Below are 14,823 nucleotides of genomic sequence, written 5' to 3'. Positions count from 1 at the left end.
TTAATCAATCACATGTCCAGTGGTAAAATAGCGAGCCAGTGCAACGGTTGAAACGAAACCGAGCATCGCCACCAATAGAGCACCTTCAAATATATTGGTACTTGCCCAGTAAATACCTAATACCACAATCAGACATGTTGCATTAAGAAAAAGAGTATCGAGTGCTAACAAGCGATCAACAACAGATGGTCCAATGATCATGCGGGTAAGACAAAGAAACATGGAAATAGTGATCGCTACTAAACTAATTGCAAGTGCATAAGGTAAAATGGTCATTTCGCTGCTCCTTCTGTAATCTTTACATCAAAGATTTCGAGCAAAGGTAGCTCATAACGATTTTTGATGTCTTGAATATCTAACTCAGCATTATCGGTACTGAGTGCATGAACTAAAATATCTCCTCGCTCTTGATCAATCCCTGCTGATACTGTACCTGGCGTCGTTGTAATGATCATTGCGAGTAGCGTATTTACTTGCTCATGTTCAGTTTCTAATGGCACGCGATACCATTTTGGATGCAACTCATCGATTGGTCCAAGCACCATTTTAGCTACACGAAAGTTGGAAATCACAATATCCCATAGCACCACAAAAAAAAGTTTGATTGCAGGTAACCAATGAATATGGGGTGTCCGTGCAATAAAAGGACTGACCAAACGTGAAACAAAGATACCTAATAGAATTGCAATAAAAATATCTGTGATGTCCAAACTATGCGACAGCATGAGCCAAGTCACAAAAATTAAAAATGACACAAAGGGGTGGGGAAACCAACGATCAAGCAAAGCACGTTTTTGCATTAGTGTTCCTCCATCGGTTTTAATTGTGTGGCATTTGGAATAGTTGGATTTGACAAAGTTTGCTCAGCAATTTGACGTTGTTTATATTCCGAAATATGTTCGCCTTGTAGCGTCGGTTTTGATATAACATCTGGAATTAATACCGCATTATGATCCTCAACCTCGCCACCATATTTAGTTTCAGGCAAATATGCTGCATCAAATGGCTGCACGCTAATGGCACGACCTTGACTATCATGTTTTAGAATCGCTTGTTGATAAAGCGCATGATTTTGAATTTGTTGTGCAGTTGAAGTTGTATAACGCTGAATTGGTGCTGCAAATACAACATAACTCATCAAACCAATCAGTAATATATAGATTGCTTTGTCATTCCGATGAGGAGCTGTATCAGGTAGTGCTTGATAAGCGGTATATGCTGGTTCTTTAGCATTTTCTTCGGGTGGACTAGCACGCCAAAAAAGGATAAAACCAACACGTGTGAATGCAATAATGCTAAGTAAGCTAACAATCAGAATAACAGCAATAATCCAACCCTGATAAGGCGTTTCAGCAGTAGCCTGTAAGATAAAAACTTTACCTAGAAAACCACTGAAAGGGGGTAAACCTGCCATCATGAGTGCAATGGTAAAATAAGTAAAAGCAGCCGCTTTTTCCTGTTTGATTTTCGGTGCAACTTTTAAATGATCTTTGAATGAACCACGTTGCGCAGTCATCCAACCACAAAACAAATAGAATGCAGCCGCAATTAGGGTGCTGTGGACTAAATAATACAATGCTGCTGACCATGCTTGGGTATTCAACATGGCAATAGCGATGAGTAATGTTCCAATCGATGACAACACCATAAAGCCAACAAAACGGCGTAAGCGTTCAGCAGCAATTGCACCGATTACACCATAGAATGAAGTAATCAAGCCAATCATTAATAAGCAGTTTTTGAAAATACTTTGTGCCATTGCATCATCAAAAACAGTACCATTGACACGTAGAATGGCATAAATACCAACTTTGGTCATAATAGTAAAAATTGCAGCAACGGGTGTGCTTGCAACAGCATAGGTTTTTGGTAGCCAAAAGCCGACAGGAAGCATTGCTGCTTTGATCCCAAATACCACAAACAGTAACAAGCCACCCGCGATTGCAAGTTTATGTTGATCGCTGTCTAAGGTTGGCATAAGGCGACTCACATCAGCCATATTTAAACTACCAACGCTGCCGTAGATCATCCCTAAACCAATCAAAAATAGCGCTGATGCGAGTAAGTTAATCGTGACGTAATGTATGCCTAGCTGGAAACGTGGTCGCCCTTGACCATGTAATAGCAATACATAAGATGCCATTAACAGGATTTCAAAAAACACGAATAAGTTAAATAAGTCACCTGTCAGGAATGCACCCGTTATACCCATTAACAAAAAATGGAACATGGTGTGGAAATAGCGCCCACGTGTATCCCAGTTATCACTTGCATACCAAATGACAGGCACTGCAAGTGCATAAGTCAGCACCAACATGAACGCAGCGAGACGATCGAGAACTAAAACAATTCCAAAAGGAGCAGACCATTCACCAAGTTGATAGACGGTAACTTGACCTGTATTGGCGATCATCAAATAACTGATTGCTGTGATTAAGCCTAGAAGTGCAGAACCTAAGCTAATGCCACGTCGCCAAGGTTGGCGCCAATCCTGTTTTAGAGAACCAGAACCAGGATTGCCTAATAAAAGTAGTAAAAAACTCGTAAATGCTGGAATTAAAATACTTAAAATAGGAGTATGAGCATGCCAAAAATTATTGAAATCAAACATTATGGCTCATCCTCACGTGGGTCATAAGTCACAGTTGCTTCTTCTTTGGAGTCAACATGATCCGTGCCCGATTCATAACGACTGCGTAAAGCAAGTTGTACAATAAAAGCGGTTGTTGCAAAACCAATCACAATCGCAGTGAGTACCAACGCTTGCGGTAACGGATCTGTTACTTTAGTTGTTTCTGTAATGATTGCAGGTGCATTAATTTGAATACGACCGACTGCAAATAAAAATAAATTTACGGCATAACCGATCATGGCCAGACCGAGTACGACAGGAAAGGTTCTGGCACGTAAAATTAAATAGATGCCTGTTGCTGTTAGAAGACCAATTCCCGAAGCGAGCAAAAATTCAATACTAACCATGTTTATTTATCTCCACTTGGAACAGGTCCTGACATACTTGAGTGACGCGAATCCCCTAAGACTGAAATTAGCAGCATTGTCGCGCCAACAACGGTCATATAAACCCCGAGATCAAATGACACAGCCGAAGCTAAATGCATTTTTCCAAATAATGGCGGTTCTATATAAATATGTGCTGTTGTTAAGAATGGGCGTGCCCAAAACCAAGCTGCAATACCCGTTAAACCTGCAATTGCTAAACCTGAGCCAATCCAAATCTCATATAAACGACCAGATTTTGCTTTGATCAGTTGTTCGGTTCTATCCTGACCTAAAACAATATATTGAATAATCAGCGCCATTGCCGTAATCAGACCTGCAATGAATCCACCCCCCGGATAGTTATGACCACGCATAAAAATGTAGATACTGACGACAAGGGCAAGGGGAAGTACCCATGAAGCTGAAATACGTAACATCAATGGTGAAGGGTTAAAACGATAAGATAAACCTTGTGTCATGGTGGTGCCATGTGCACGCATACCATCCATGAGACACAGTGCTCCTATTGCTGCAATACCCAATACTGTAATTTCACCGAAGGTATCAAAACCACGGAAATCAACAAGGATAACATTGACAACGTTTGAACCACCGCCTAATGGGAGGGATTGTTGTAAGAAGAACCATGAGATTGAATTATGTTCTCGCGTTAATATTAGCCATGTAATCCAACCAATACCGATACCACCTGCGATTGCTAAGCTTGCATCTCGCCAACGGCGTGGACGGCTCGATTCGTAAGGGGTCAACTGCGGTAATAGCGATAAGCTCATCAACAATAAAACAGTCGTAACAACGTCAACTGTGATCTGAGTGAGTGCAAGATCTGGTGCAGATAAGGTGACAAACACCATGGTGACGACAAGTCCAACAGCACCACTAATTAAAACAGCTTTAATCCGTTCGTGGTGGAACCACAACATCATCCAACAGCCCGAGAATAATGTGAGCCATAAGACCACAGCAATCCATGGAGCATGGCTAAGCTCACGTGTGCCAGTTGTTAATCCCTGATTGAATAAGGGTAAACCCACCATGATGATGCTAAAGAAAACAATCCAAAGAAGATAACTTTGTAGAGAACCTGTTTCAGTCTTTTGTTTGATTTTTCGACTAGTAAGTAAGAGATGCTTCAGGAATGATTCAAATAAAAGTTTGCCTTGGAATTTACCTAAATAAGGGTCTAAGTCAATTTTACGTAAATGCTGATTTTTAATGAGGTTAAAGTAAAATAAACCACCACCCATTAATGCAACTAGACTCATGATTAAAGGTGCATTAATACCGTGCCAAATCGCTAAATGAACACCCTCAAATTCAGGTTGAGCCAAACTTGCGCGCGTTACACTATTCACGACTGTTCCAGCCAATAGTGCAGGCAGAATGCCGACCAGAATACATAATGTCGCTAATATAATCGCAGGTAAGCGCATTCCAAGAGGTGGTTCGTGTGCATCTTTATTAGGAACGTGTTTACCAAGCCCACCATCAAAGAACACGCCATGTACCAAGCGAATAGAATAAGTAACAGCAAAAATACCGGATAAAGTTGCCACGATCGCTGCAATTATCATTACTGGACCTGATAGGTTTGCCAGTAATTCCGTAAAAAACATCTCTTTGGAAATAAAGCCATTGGTTAGCGGTACACCAGCCATCGAAGCAGCGGTGATCATGGTTAAAGTACCTGTGAACGGAAGAAGTTGCCAGATACCACTGAGCTTACGTAAATCACGTGTTCCTGTTTCATGATCAATAATGCCTGCAATCATGAAAAGAGCAGCTTTGAATGTTGCATGATTAATGATATGAAAGATTGCTGCTGCAACAGCGAGTGGTGAACCGATGCCGAGTAAACAAACAATCAAACCTAAATGACTGATGGTTGAATAAGCTAAAAGCCCTTTGAGATCTTCTTTAAATATGGCGAAACCCGCTGCCATACATAAAGTGAATAAACCGACGAAAGTTACGATATTGTGGTACAACGCTGCCCCAATAAAGAGTGGCGCTAAGCGGGCTAATAAAAATATACCTGCTTTCACCATCGTAGCTGAATGGAGATAGGCTGAAACAGGCGTAGGTGCTGCCATTGCATTTGGCAACCAAAAGTGAAATGGGAATTGCGCACTTTTGGTAAATGCACCTAGTAAAATGAGCAGTAGAGTGGGTACAAACAGTTGATGCTGTTGAATAGACTCTTTGATTAACACCAATTGGTCAATCTGGTAAGTACCTGTCATCTGTCCTAAGAGGACAAAGCCCCCTAGCATCGCCAAACCGCCCATCCCTGTGATCGTGAGTGCCATACGCGCACCACGTTGGGCGGCATCATATTGACTCCAATAGCCCACGAGCAAGAATGAAGAAATACTGGTCAGTTCCCAAAATACCAGTAAGATAATCAAATTGTTGGAAAGTGAAATCCCAAGCATCGCTGCCATGAATAGCATGAGCAACTGATACAGTTTACTGAGTGAGTTTTTGGGGCTGAGATAATAATAGGCATAAATATAAATCAGTGTGCCGATCCCACTAATGAGTAAACCGAACAATAATCCTAATGCATCAAGGCGAAAACTAAGATTGATGCCCAGTTGTGGAAGCCATTCCCAACTCTGTTGCAGGGCATTACCCTGTAAAACCGTTTCAGCTTGGCTAAGCAGTAAAATAAAACAACTCAGGCTAATGCCAATTGCTCCAATTGCCGTCATACCCCGTGAAATACGTTGCAATTGTGAGACAAGGGTTGTGCCAAGTATGAGAGGTAATAAAATAATAATCGGTAGCACACTGGTATCCATGTCGATGATTTAGGTCGAGAGAGACCTAATGGTGGATTTTCTTCCAAGACTTAAGGCGTTCAAAGAGAAAGCCAAAGTTTCAAGTCTCGAAACCCAATCAAGTTAACGGAAAGAGCAAGTTGTATTGCACAACTTGAAAGTAAAAAATGAATTTTATTTTACTATAAAAAATCAACAAAAATCTGATGTTATTACATGAAACTAACAACATCTTTGTCGCTAAAACTTGTCTATCAACGTTTTTTGTTCGCTATTTAATTGAATATTTTCCATTCGATTATCTGTATACAGAAGAGGGATATAGATCTGGTCTTGGATCAAATGCGTATCCCTACAATCTAGTGTTTCAGTACAGAACACCTATTTAAAAGAAAAAATTGACCTCTAGTTTATAAGGATTAATGATGCAATCAATCTTAAAGCCCAATATCAAATTGATCTCTCTTGAGGGGTATCATCAATTTTAAGTAGATGAAGCAAATGACTCTTTTCTTGTTCATCAAGCGCTTGGATTTGATGAAAGAGTTCATCAACTTTACTGACCAAATTTTCTGATTCTAATAAGTGTTGATTCTGCTGCAAGAGAATGCTTTCTGATTGACTTAATTCATTATAGAGTTGTGAAAGTTGTTGTTGAGATTTCTCAAGATTAATCTCATAAATTTCTTTATCACCTAACCTGAAGCATTGATATTCTAAAGCATGTTCTAATAATTCATCGCGATTACCTGAAGCAATAATTTGTAGTCTTGGAAATGCTTGATGCAAACGCTCTAAAATTTCAGCACTCATATTTTGATCTAACTGATGCTCAATTTGATCAATTAATAATATGCCTTCACCTTCTAAACATGGGTCGAAACAATGTGGATTAAGCAAGCATAAACGACGTGTAATGTCACCGACCAATGCAATCCATGATTTAAGAGAGGCCGATAATTGCTGAAAGGGAATGGTCTGATCTTTGTAACGCACCATTAATTGAAGTTTAGGAATATATTGAATATAGATATCATTCAATTCTGGAAAGATGGTATGTAAGCTTTTTTTCAGCGCATATAAATTAGGTGCTGAAAGTTGTTTAGGATGATTCATCAGTTCTTGTTGTAATTGCTGTAAAACCTCTGATTGATTCTGCTGACTGAAATCGTTGCCAATAAGACGTCTGACGATATGGGCAGAGTGAGCATTTTCAACATCACTAATTTCCCGTAGCCACTCAAAGAAACGCGCAAAAGTTGTGTATGGAATCGCTGTTAAATCGTAGGCAGCAATATCTTGTAGTGTTCCTGGTGCATTCTTGCTTTGTAAATTAACCTCTTGTACAAAGCGTTCGGCAGGATAATACGCAATTAACGGTAATCCAAATAATGGATCTTGAAGACTGGTTTTTTGGTATAGCGATACCATTTGATCAAGTTGCTGCGTTTCAACTTGGCTAATTCCAATGCCTTGACTGTTAAACGTTTTAAATAACTTCCAACTACAATTCTGAGTGTCAGTCGTTTGTGCAGAGCTACTTTCTGGTAGATGATGAGTTAATTCACTGCTCATTCTAACTTGGACTTGAACTTTGGCTTGTAAGCGTGTCAACAAAATATCTTGATCAGCAATCACGACACCTGCGGTACGAATATCTTTATAACGTGCGGAAAACCACGTTAAGGCTTGATAGATATTTTTTAAAATTGTAGTTTTGCCTGTAGCTTGCTCACCTAAAATAAGTGTAATTGGACGTTGAGTCGGTTGAAATTCAATGGTTAAGTCGCGAAACATGCCAACATGTTTAAATAGCACTGATTCAAGTTGCATAAGCTCTCCCTGAACATAAGCGCTTTAACCTACGGACTGGCGAAGACTTGAGGGAGCGCCCCGTTTTAATTGTTGTATTAAATCGTAAAGATGATGAATATTTAAACTTACTTTAGCACGAGTACAGGCAACATAAAGTAGTCTTAATTCCTCATCTGTAATTTTATGTTCTAGGCCATTTATTTTAAATTGGTAATCATCTTCGATATGCACACGATTCCATTCCAAGCCTTTGGCTTTGTGTGCAGTTGAAATAACATAATCTGCTTGTTCAATCGGCGTGATTTTGGCAAGTGCTTTCTTGAGTGGCTCAGTACCATGATCATCGACCAGCTTCACTAAAGGTTTGATATCGCTCCCGTCATTGGTTTCGCAATATTCATGCACATCATGCCATGAATTAAACCAAGCCAGTTCAGGCACATCAGTGATTCGTTTGCCTTGTTTGAGTAAACTAGCGGCATCCACAAAACGACTGAGTTTCTGATGATCAGCTTGTAAGCTGACTTTGTCGCCATGCACTAAACCCGAAAGTAGGAGTTCCATTGCACGTGCATTGGTACGACATAAAATGGCATCGCGCATTTTGGTATGGGGTTTATTCACCACACTCGATTTAACATTTGGATTGCCCAATAGTGGAACAGTTTCGTTTAATGCACCAAGCAGACTATTGGCAACATCAGCAATCGCATCACCAAAACGGAAAGAGGTCGTTAAACGGCTTTCATGCAATGGCATTTGCTGCATAGCATTGACCGCGCCACGCCAAGCATAGATTTGCTGATGTGCATCACCGACATAAATCACTTGTGTGCTTTTTTGACGTAGTAAAATACCCAACATGAGTGGATCAGCATCCTGAGCTTCATCAAACAAAACATAATCTGTTGGAATATTGGGTTCTGATAATGCCCAAAGTTTGAGGTAAATATCGTGACCAATCCCTGCTTGATGGTTTTGATCAATTGACTCTAACCAACGGCGTTCAACTGCTGGATATAAGTGCTGTTGTAACGATTCAATATCATCTTGATGCAACCAGCTTGGTGCTTGAATATGGCGAGGGGCAGGGTATTGTGAGCTAGTCGAGCAGAAATAGCTGACCGCATTGGCAACCAAACTCGCCAAGCGGCTTGGCATCAGCACATATTTTTCATAACGTCCGCCCATGAGACGACGAAGTGTGATTGGTTCTAAACGATATTCTTTAGCGATAAAGCTTGGGCTGAGACGGGGCAGGCGTAATTTATCAGTCACGCCACGCGGTACGCTGCGGAAAGCAAGCGAGTGAAAGGTACGACAATTTACATTGCCATGAAACTTGTTTTGCGCTTCGGACGCAATCGCTTTGTTAAATGCCAGATACATACCACGCCGTTCGGGCATGGCATCACTGATCATTTGTAAAGTCGTGGTTTTACCTGTGCCAGCATAGGCAATTACTTTAAAGGACTGACCTAAACGAGCGTTATCTATTGCAATCGCTTGCTCATAGGTAGCTTTGGGTTTCTCGATATTCGACACAGGCGAGGTTTACGCTTCTTGACTACGATTGGCTTTTTCAACCAAGCCAGATAGACCTTGGCGACGAGCAAGTTCATGAAGGACTTCTTGTGGATCAAGGTCGAAATAGCCGAGCATGACAATAGTGTGGAACCATAAATCTGCAACTTCATAAATCAGATCATGCTTATTTTCTAAAGAAGCATGTGCTGCATAATCTTTGGCTGCAATAATGCTTTCGATGCTTTCTTCGCCGACTTTTTCTAAAATTTTATTGATGCCTTTTTTGTATAGGCTGGCAACATAAGAATTATCTGCTTCAGCTTTTTTGCGTTCTTGCATCAAACGACCTAAGTGACTGAGTACGTCGACTTGTTCAGCCTGACCATGATCGTGTGCTTCGACTTTCGCAGATGCGCCGTAAATTGCAGTCGGATCTTTCAGTTGAGCATCAACAATTTCCCAACCTTGAGGGGTGAGTTTGCGATAGAAGCAAGACTCACGACCTGTATGGCAAGCAATACCACCATGCTGTTCAATTTGTAGGATGATGACATCAGCATCGCAATCCAAACGAATTTCATGCACTGTTTGAAAGTGCCCTGATTCTTCGCCTTTGTGCCACAATTTTTGACGTGAACGTGAGTAATACACGGCTTGATTTTTTTCAGCCGTCAGTTGTAATGCTTCACGATTCATCCACGCAACCATTAACACTCGACCAGTCTGATGATGTTGTGCAATGGCAGGAATAAGACCATTGGAATCAAATTTAACTTCATCTAACCAGTTTGACATGAGTGAAAAATCCATTGAGTGGAAAGCCGTTAGTGTAGCGTTTGTAACTAGGGTTGGCTATGCTTGTTGGGTAAAAAATGCTTCAGGGGCTGGGTTGGATATAAGTACCCATGAGTTGTTTATTTTCTATTTCGAGAAAGGGTAATGCAGAAGCAACAATGATCAGCATCCCCCAAGGATAGCTTGACCAGAACCAAGCATCAACTAAAAAATAAGCACCTGTGATATAAAGCCAAATGTTTAAAATTCGAGGCAAATATGTTTGATGGATCAACAGAAGAAATACAAAGGGCAAGCTGTCCCATAAGATCACCCATGGAAATTGAGGACTAATAATCAATCTTCCTAAAAGATTGAGGATTTTGGATTTACTTGCCATTCAAGGAGATGATAGTGGAAATTTAGAAAACAAAATATATTAAAAATGCTAGGGAGTAAGAACCAGCAACCTTTACGAATCGCCTTTCCTTTACTCTGCCGATACAATGCCCATAGAAAACTATATTTCATGTCTAACCTTGTTTTTATTGATGAATTTTAATTTTTTAAGTATTGAGATAGTTTGAGATTTCAATCAGGTTTTGATCAGGGTCACGAAGATAAACTGAGACAATTTTACCTACAGCACCTGTTCTCTGTATTGGCCCTTCAACAATCTTAATATTAAGCTGTTGTAGATGTTTAATCACCTCTTCTAATTGCGTTTCTGCAATAAAACATAAATCTGCAGAACCTACGGTTGGATGATATGCTTTAGGTTCAAATTCTTTGCCAACTTGATGTAGATTGATTTTTTGATTGCCGAATTGCAGTGCTTTGCGGTTTTCACCAAAAGTAATCACTTCAAAATTCAGGGCAGACTGATAAAACTGACAAGTTGTTTCAATACTAGCGACTGTCAGAACTAAATGATCTAAATAACTTATTTTCATTTTAATTCAAATCCTATTTTTACGCTTAGTCATATTCAGGTAGTGATTGATTGTTTTGAATTAACGCATTTTCATTGTGTGGGTATGTCGCAATCTGTTGATAGCTCATTTGTTCGAACATACCCTTTTTTAAACCTGAAATGGTGATTGCCATTTCTTTACGGAAATAGGGAATCTGGTACATCCAAGGGAAAACCAGATCACGTAAACCGCCTGCCCACCAGTGATCAGATTGATAAAGTGGTGTGAGCAAACGACTGAGGAATTGATAAAACTGGGTCGAGGAACGACGCTGTTGGTGATAGTGTTGCCATAATATCGACCAGTCAATTTGTTGATTTTTCTGAGCAGTTTGTAATGATTGGGAAAAAGCCCACGCATCCAAAAGTGCCATATTTGCCCCTTGCCCGAGTTGTGGGCTCATGGCATGTGCAGCATCACCACATCACGATACTGTGCCGAGAGCCACAGTGGTTGATTTTGTTCATCTAATAAAAGCTGTGGGTAGGGCGGTGAATCCCCAAGCCATACAGATTTGGGGCTGCTTGATGGTAATGGTTATTGACCAAAAGTTATTTATTGGCGAGTTGCCCTTCAAGTCCTGTCACTTTTGCACCCAGTTTGAGGGCTTCATCTAATACGCCAAGACGTTCAAAAACGGCTAAGCCCGCAGGTTGTAGCAATAAAACAGCACCAACAGGAGAGAGTCTGTCAATTTGTTCAAAAGTCGTAACGTAATGACCTTCTCGCTCAAGAAGAATCGCCGTTGTAAGTCCTGCCGTCCCTGCACCAATAATGGCAAAATGAGGTATTTTCATTAGTAATGAAAATTCACACCCAAAGAGGCATAGCCATATTTACGATCTAAACGTGAAGCAGTCACCCCGTTATAAAGAAAGGGGATATTACCTACAAAATTGCGTTTAAATAAATAACCTTCAACGAAAGGCGTAATATTCGGTGTAACGTCGTAACTAAAACGTGCGGAAAAAGTATGATTATCTTTCAATGCACTATTGCCAAAATGATTGACGCGATCATCAATGTCATTACGCCATAAACGCTGATATTGATAAGCAAGCTGACTTTCAAATTGTTGATAGCGCCAATTCCATGAACCTCCAATAACGGCGTAATAAGCATCGTAATTTAAATCTTTATCGACATCCAGATTGAAATCGGATGCTGAACCTGAAATATTGAGTTCATTAATAATCGCATTGTCAAGCTGGCACGGTTCAGCTAGAGAACCAGTGTAATGGTTGTTTTTATTAATATTCAAGTTGACTAAACAACCCTGATATTTCGCTTGGGTCTTTAAGCTGTCAACTTTCACTTTGCTATAGCCTGTACTGACATACGCATTGAGTTGATTCATAGGATCCAGTTTTCTTGAAAAAATTGCATCAACCTGTAGCTGTATATCAGATGGATCATTGACCCGAACATAATTAAAGGTTCTGTTGTTGATGGTTGTCGGTGTTGTTTTCTTGAGCTGATCTGCGTAGTTGCCCCATAAGCTAAAACGTAAATCCAGAAAATCGTTTTTCTGTAGATTTAAATTTGGGGTATAGGTTGTGGCAACCAACCAACTTTGTAATTTATTGGTATCTTTTGAATAATCAATTTCACGCTGCCAAAAACCAGCTTCTAGTTCAAGATTTGGATAAAGTTGATATTTACCAACGATATGTCCACCTAAATAATCACCTGCATTTTCTGAAGTTGCACCTTCTTTGGCACGGACATCGAACAGGTCAATGGTTTTATTGACGGCATCAATGGCAACATCTACATTCAAGGGTTGTGTTTTTCCTGAAAGTGAGTTGGCTTGCAGGAACATATCATTCGGTGCAGCGTGGAGCAATGATGGAGAGAGGAGAAGTATTGAAGCTGATAGTAAATTTAAATGTTTCATTATGATCCCATTAAATAGACAATAAAAAAAGAGCCACTATGAAAGCAGCTCTCTTTGTTTAATCATAAAGTTATTCAACCGTAACTTTAGCGCTTGTGCCGTAACCTGTTATAGATTTACTCAATACAGATACAGTGTATTTTGTTGCAAAAGACTTAGATGTCGCTGCAATGATTTGCCCCTCACTTGGTGCTACCACAGCTGTAACCGTTGCTGTGCCTTTTTCACTGTTAAATTTGTTCAGTGAGCTGACTAAGCTAGCAGAGATTTTACCTAAAGTTGTGCTATTTAAAGCAATTTGACCGTTGGACAATACATCAATATCAGTACCTAACGTAAGGTTGGTATTGAGTTCAGAAGTAGTTGATGTAATACCTACGGTAGAGCCTTTTGGTAATGTTGCTGCCGTCAATGTACCATTGGTATATGTTAGGTTGAGCTGATTAGCAGAAATGAGTAACGCTTTGGTTGCTGTTTCAACTTTTAATGCTGCGGCAACAGCTTGATTTGAAGACTTATAACTATCACTTGCAACAAGAGGTACGAGCAGATTGTTCAGGCTTGAGACTTTAATTGGAGTGATTAATGATGCTGCTAATTGGTCGAGTGTATAGCTTGTGCCTTGTAAACCAAGACCATTCAATAGTAAATAATTTGTAAACTTATTTGCTTCAGTAATGGTTTCAGTCGGTACAACAATGCCTGTTTTATCTTCAATGACAGCGATAGCACCAGTTAATTTATCAGTTGCCGCACCACCAGTTGTTGCTGCTTCAGCGATATCTTTGAGAGCAGATTCAATCGCAGTTCTATCCGTTGCCAAGACTTGGCTTAATGCCTGAATCAGATTGACAGTAGTACTGTCATTTTTCTCGGTCAGAATTTTTTCTTGTGCAGCTGTTTTTAATGCTGCCGCAGAGCTAATTTGTGTTGCAGGAAGTACAGCGAGTGTGGTTTCTACCGTTTTTACATTGGCTGCAATGCTAGCACTGGTTAAGGCAGCAAGGTTAGTTGCAACGTTATCAATATTGCTCTGAAGACTAGCAGGAAGTTTTGCTTTTACATCAGCATCTTTGACAGTAGCCTGAATAATCGCATTAATTGTATTGGTATTACCTAAATCAACAGTGGTTGTACTTGATGTTAATTGACTGATTAATGCAGCGGTGATTGCTTTTTGAGCAATAGTGCTGGTTAAACTACCATCTGTATTTAGTGTTGTAACCGCTGTGCTGATTTGTTCATTCAGTTGTTGAATAGCTGTGGTTTTAGCTAATAATGCAGCACTGTTTAATGGGTCAGCAGTTAGTAAATTTGTTCCCGGTAAACCTAAAGCCGTTGCAATAGCTGCTGCCTTATCTGCACCTACCGTTGCAACGAGGGTTGTGATTGGCGTAACAACAACATCGATACCTTGAGTATCTGTCAGAGAAATTTTTGGTGCTTGTAGTGTAGCTGTAAATGGCAGACCTGTAGTCGTATCCTGTCCACCTGTCACTTTCAATGCGCTTGCAGTACATCCTTGTGGGAAAGTAAATACCCCATTTTCATCTGTAGTCGCAGTTTTACCCTTACATGCAGTTGCTTCATCAGTAAATGTAACGGTTGCATTGGCAATAGGACCATCTACCACACGTCCTGTCAGTGTTGCTGCCGCTGGAGGGTTACCTCCAGATGATCCCCCATTGCCTCCACCACAAGCTGTAAGTAAAAGGGCTGAAGAAACGGATAAAGTCAGCAAGCTCAATGACAGTTTTTTTGATTTAAACATTATATTATTCCCCGAATATCGGTATTTTAATTGATTCCTGCGTAGTTATAGCAAAGTTTTATAGATGTGATAATGACTTTTTTAAATTTTTTAAGTAAAAATGTATCAATATAAGACATAATAAACAGCTTGTTTAGGGTCTGTTGACATTTACTGTTCATAATTAACCCTATAAAGGTAGCCATAAAAATATACAGGCTAAAGCAACAGAACTTTGATAATTTCTTTTGAGCTTGTCATATCGAGTAGCTATTCCTCTAA

At 40.0% G+C, this 14,823-nt stretch carries 12 protein-coding genes and 2 pseudogenes; all 14 read right to left on the bottom strand.

Annotation, left to right across the window (positions count from 1 at the left end; all coding sequences use genetic code 11):
• A complete protein-coding gene (locus HYG88_RS08460) occupies positions 1–276 on the bottom strand; it encodes a monovalent cation/H+ antiporter subunit F (protein ID WP_178882904.1) in 276 nt (91 codons plus the stop codon).
• The gene (locus tag HYG88_RS08455; protein WP_178882903.1) at positions 273–800 is read right to left on the bottom strand and encodes a Na+/H+ antiporter subunit E; all 528 of its coding nucleotides are present in this window, start codon (positions 798–800) and stop codon (positions 273–275) included. The genes HYG88_RS08460 and HYG88_RS08455 overlap by 4 nt, the downstream gene beginning before the upstream one ends.
• Positions 800–2,611, bottom strand: a complete 1,812-nt coding sequence (locus HYG88_RS08450) for a monovalent cation/H+ antiporter subunit D (protein WP_178882902.1) — start codon at positions 2,609–2,611, stop codon at positions 800–802. Before HYG88_RS08450 ends, HYG88_RS08455 begins: the two co-directional genes overlap by 1 nt.
• Positions 2,611–2,979, bottom strand: coding sequence for a Na+/H+ antiporter subunit C (locus tag HYG88_RS08445; protein ID WP_005218581.1), 369 nt, complete (start codon positions 2,977–2,979; stop codon positions 2,611–2,613). Before HYG88_RS08445 ends, HYG88_RS08450 begins: the two co-directional genes overlap by 1 nt.
• Positions 2,980–2,981: 2 nt before the next feature.
• On the bottom strand, positions 2,982–5,825 hold the full coding sequence (locus HYG88_RS08440) for a monovalent cation/H+ antiporter subunit A (protein WP_178882901.1): 2,844 nt from the start codon (positions 5,823–5,825) through the stop codon (positions 2,982–2,984).
• 429 nt (positions 5,826–6,254) lie between these two features.
• Positions 6,255–7,637, bottom strand: coding sequence for an AAA family ATPase (locus HYG88_RS08435; RefSeq protein ID WP_178882900.1), 1,383 nt, complete (start codon positions 7,635–7,637; stop codon positions 6,255–6,257).
• A gap of 24 nt (positions 7,638–7,661) precedes the next feature.
• Positions 7,662–9,164: a UvrD-helicase domain-containing protein gene (locus HYG88_RS08430; RefSeq protein WP_178882899.1), complete on the bottom strand. Its 1,503-nt coding sequence runs from the start codon at positions 9,162–9,164 to the stop codon at positions 7,662–7,664.
• Between the two features lie 9 nt (positions 9,165–9,173).
• Entirely contained in the window at positions 9,174–9,941 is a 768-nt protein-coding gene (hisIE, locus tag HYG88_RS08425) for a bifunctional phosphoribosyl-AMP cyclohydrolase/phosphoribosyl-ATP diphosphatase HisIE (RefSeq protein WP_178882898.1), read from the bottom strand.
• Between the two features lie 82 nt (positions 9,942–10,023).
• Positions 10,024–10,320 carry a hypothetical protein gene (locus HYG88_RS08420; RefSeq protein WP_256731561.1) on the bottom strand — a complete coding sequence of 99 codons (297 nt, stop codon included), beginning with the start codon at positions 10,318–10,320 and terminating at the stop codon, positions 10,024–10,026.
• Positions 10,321–10,486: 166 nt separating this feature from the next.
• Positions 10,487–10,873 (bottom strand): VOC family protein, encoded by a 387-nt coding sequence (locus HYG88_RS08415; protein ID WP_178882897.1) that lies wholly within the window; start codon positions 10,871–10,873, stop codon positions 10,487–10,489.
• A 25-nt stretch (positions 10,874–10,898) separates the two neighbouring features.
• A pseudogene (locus HYG88_RS08410) lies at positions 10,899–11,691 on the bottom strand (FAD-dependent oxidoreductase).
• Entirely contained in the window at positions 11,691–12,791 is a 1,101-nt protein-coding gene (locus HYG88_RS08405) for a hypothetical protein (protein ID WP_178882896.1), read from the bottom strand. The pseudogene HYG88_RS08410 and the gene HYG88_RS08405 overlap by 1 nt, the downstream one beginning before the upstream one ends.
• A gap of 70 nt (positions 12,792–12,861) precedes the next feature.
• Positions 12,862–14,562: a carboxypeptidase-like regulatory domain-containing protein gene (locus HYG88_RS08400; protein WP_178882895.1), complete on the bottom strand. Its 1,701-nt coding sequence runs from the start codon at positions 14,560–14,562 to the stop codon at positions 12,862–12,864.
• Between the two features lie 169 nt (positions 14,563–14,731).
• Positions 14,732–14,823 (bottom strand): annotated as a pseudogene (locus HYG88_RS08395) (IS5/IS1182 family transposase); the annotation flags it as partial.

This window comes from Acinetobacter sp. SwsAc4 (assembly GCF_013391535.1).
GTDB lineage: Bacteria > Pseudomonadota > Gammaproteobacteria > Pseudomonadales > Moraxellaceae > Acinetobacter.
The sequence above is the reverse complement of the archived record's forward strand: the minus strand, read 5'-3'. Positions and strand labels throughout refer to the sequence as shown.

Bases quoted from the DNA above. Each gene is read 5' to 3' on its own strand.
- HYG88_RS08450 (WP_178882902.1), bottom strand. From the start codon at position 2,611: ATGTTTGATTTCAATAATTTTTGGCATGCTCATACTCCTATTTTAAGT.
- HYG88_RS08460 (WP_178882904.1), bottom strand. From the start codon at position 276: ATGACCATTTTACCTTATGCACTTGCAATTAGTTTAGTAGCGATCACT.
- HYG88_RS08455 (WP_178882903.1), bottom strand. From the start codon at position 800: ATGCAAAAACGTGCTTTGCTTGATCGTTGGTTTCCCCACCCCTTTGTG.
- HYG88_RS08400 (WP_178882895.1), bottom strand. From the start codon at position 14,562: ATGTTTAAATCAAAAAAACTGTCATTGAGCTTGCTGACTTTATCCGTT.
- HYG88_RS08445 (WP_005218581.1), bottom strand. From the start codon at position 2,979: ATGGTTAGTATTGAATTTTTGCTCGCTTCGGGAATTGGTCTTCTAACA.
- HYG88_RS08415 (WP_178882897.1), bottom strand. From the start codon at position 10,873: ATGAAAATAAGTTATTTAGATCATTTAGTTCTGACAGTCGCTAGTATT.
- HYG88_RS08440 (WP_178882901.1), bottom strand. From the start codon at position 5,825: ATGGATACCAGTGTGCTACCGATTATTATTTTATTACCTCTCATACTT.
- HYG88_RS08420 (WP_256731561.1), bottom strand. From the start codon at position 10,320: ATGGCAAGTAAATCCAAAATCCTCAATCTTTTAGGAAGATTGATTATT.
- HYG88_RS08435 (WP_178882900.1), bottom strand. From the start codon at position 7,637: ATGCAACTTGAATCAGTGCTATTTAAACATGTTGGCATGTTTCGCGAC.
- HYG88_RS08405 (WP_178882896.1), bottom strand. From the start codon at position 12,791: ATGAAACATTTAAATTTACTATCAGCTTCAATACTTCTCCTCTCTCCA.
- hisIE (WP_178882898.1), bottom strand. From the start codon at position 9,941: ATGTCAAACTGGTTAGATGAAGTTAAATTTGATTCCAATGGTCTTATT.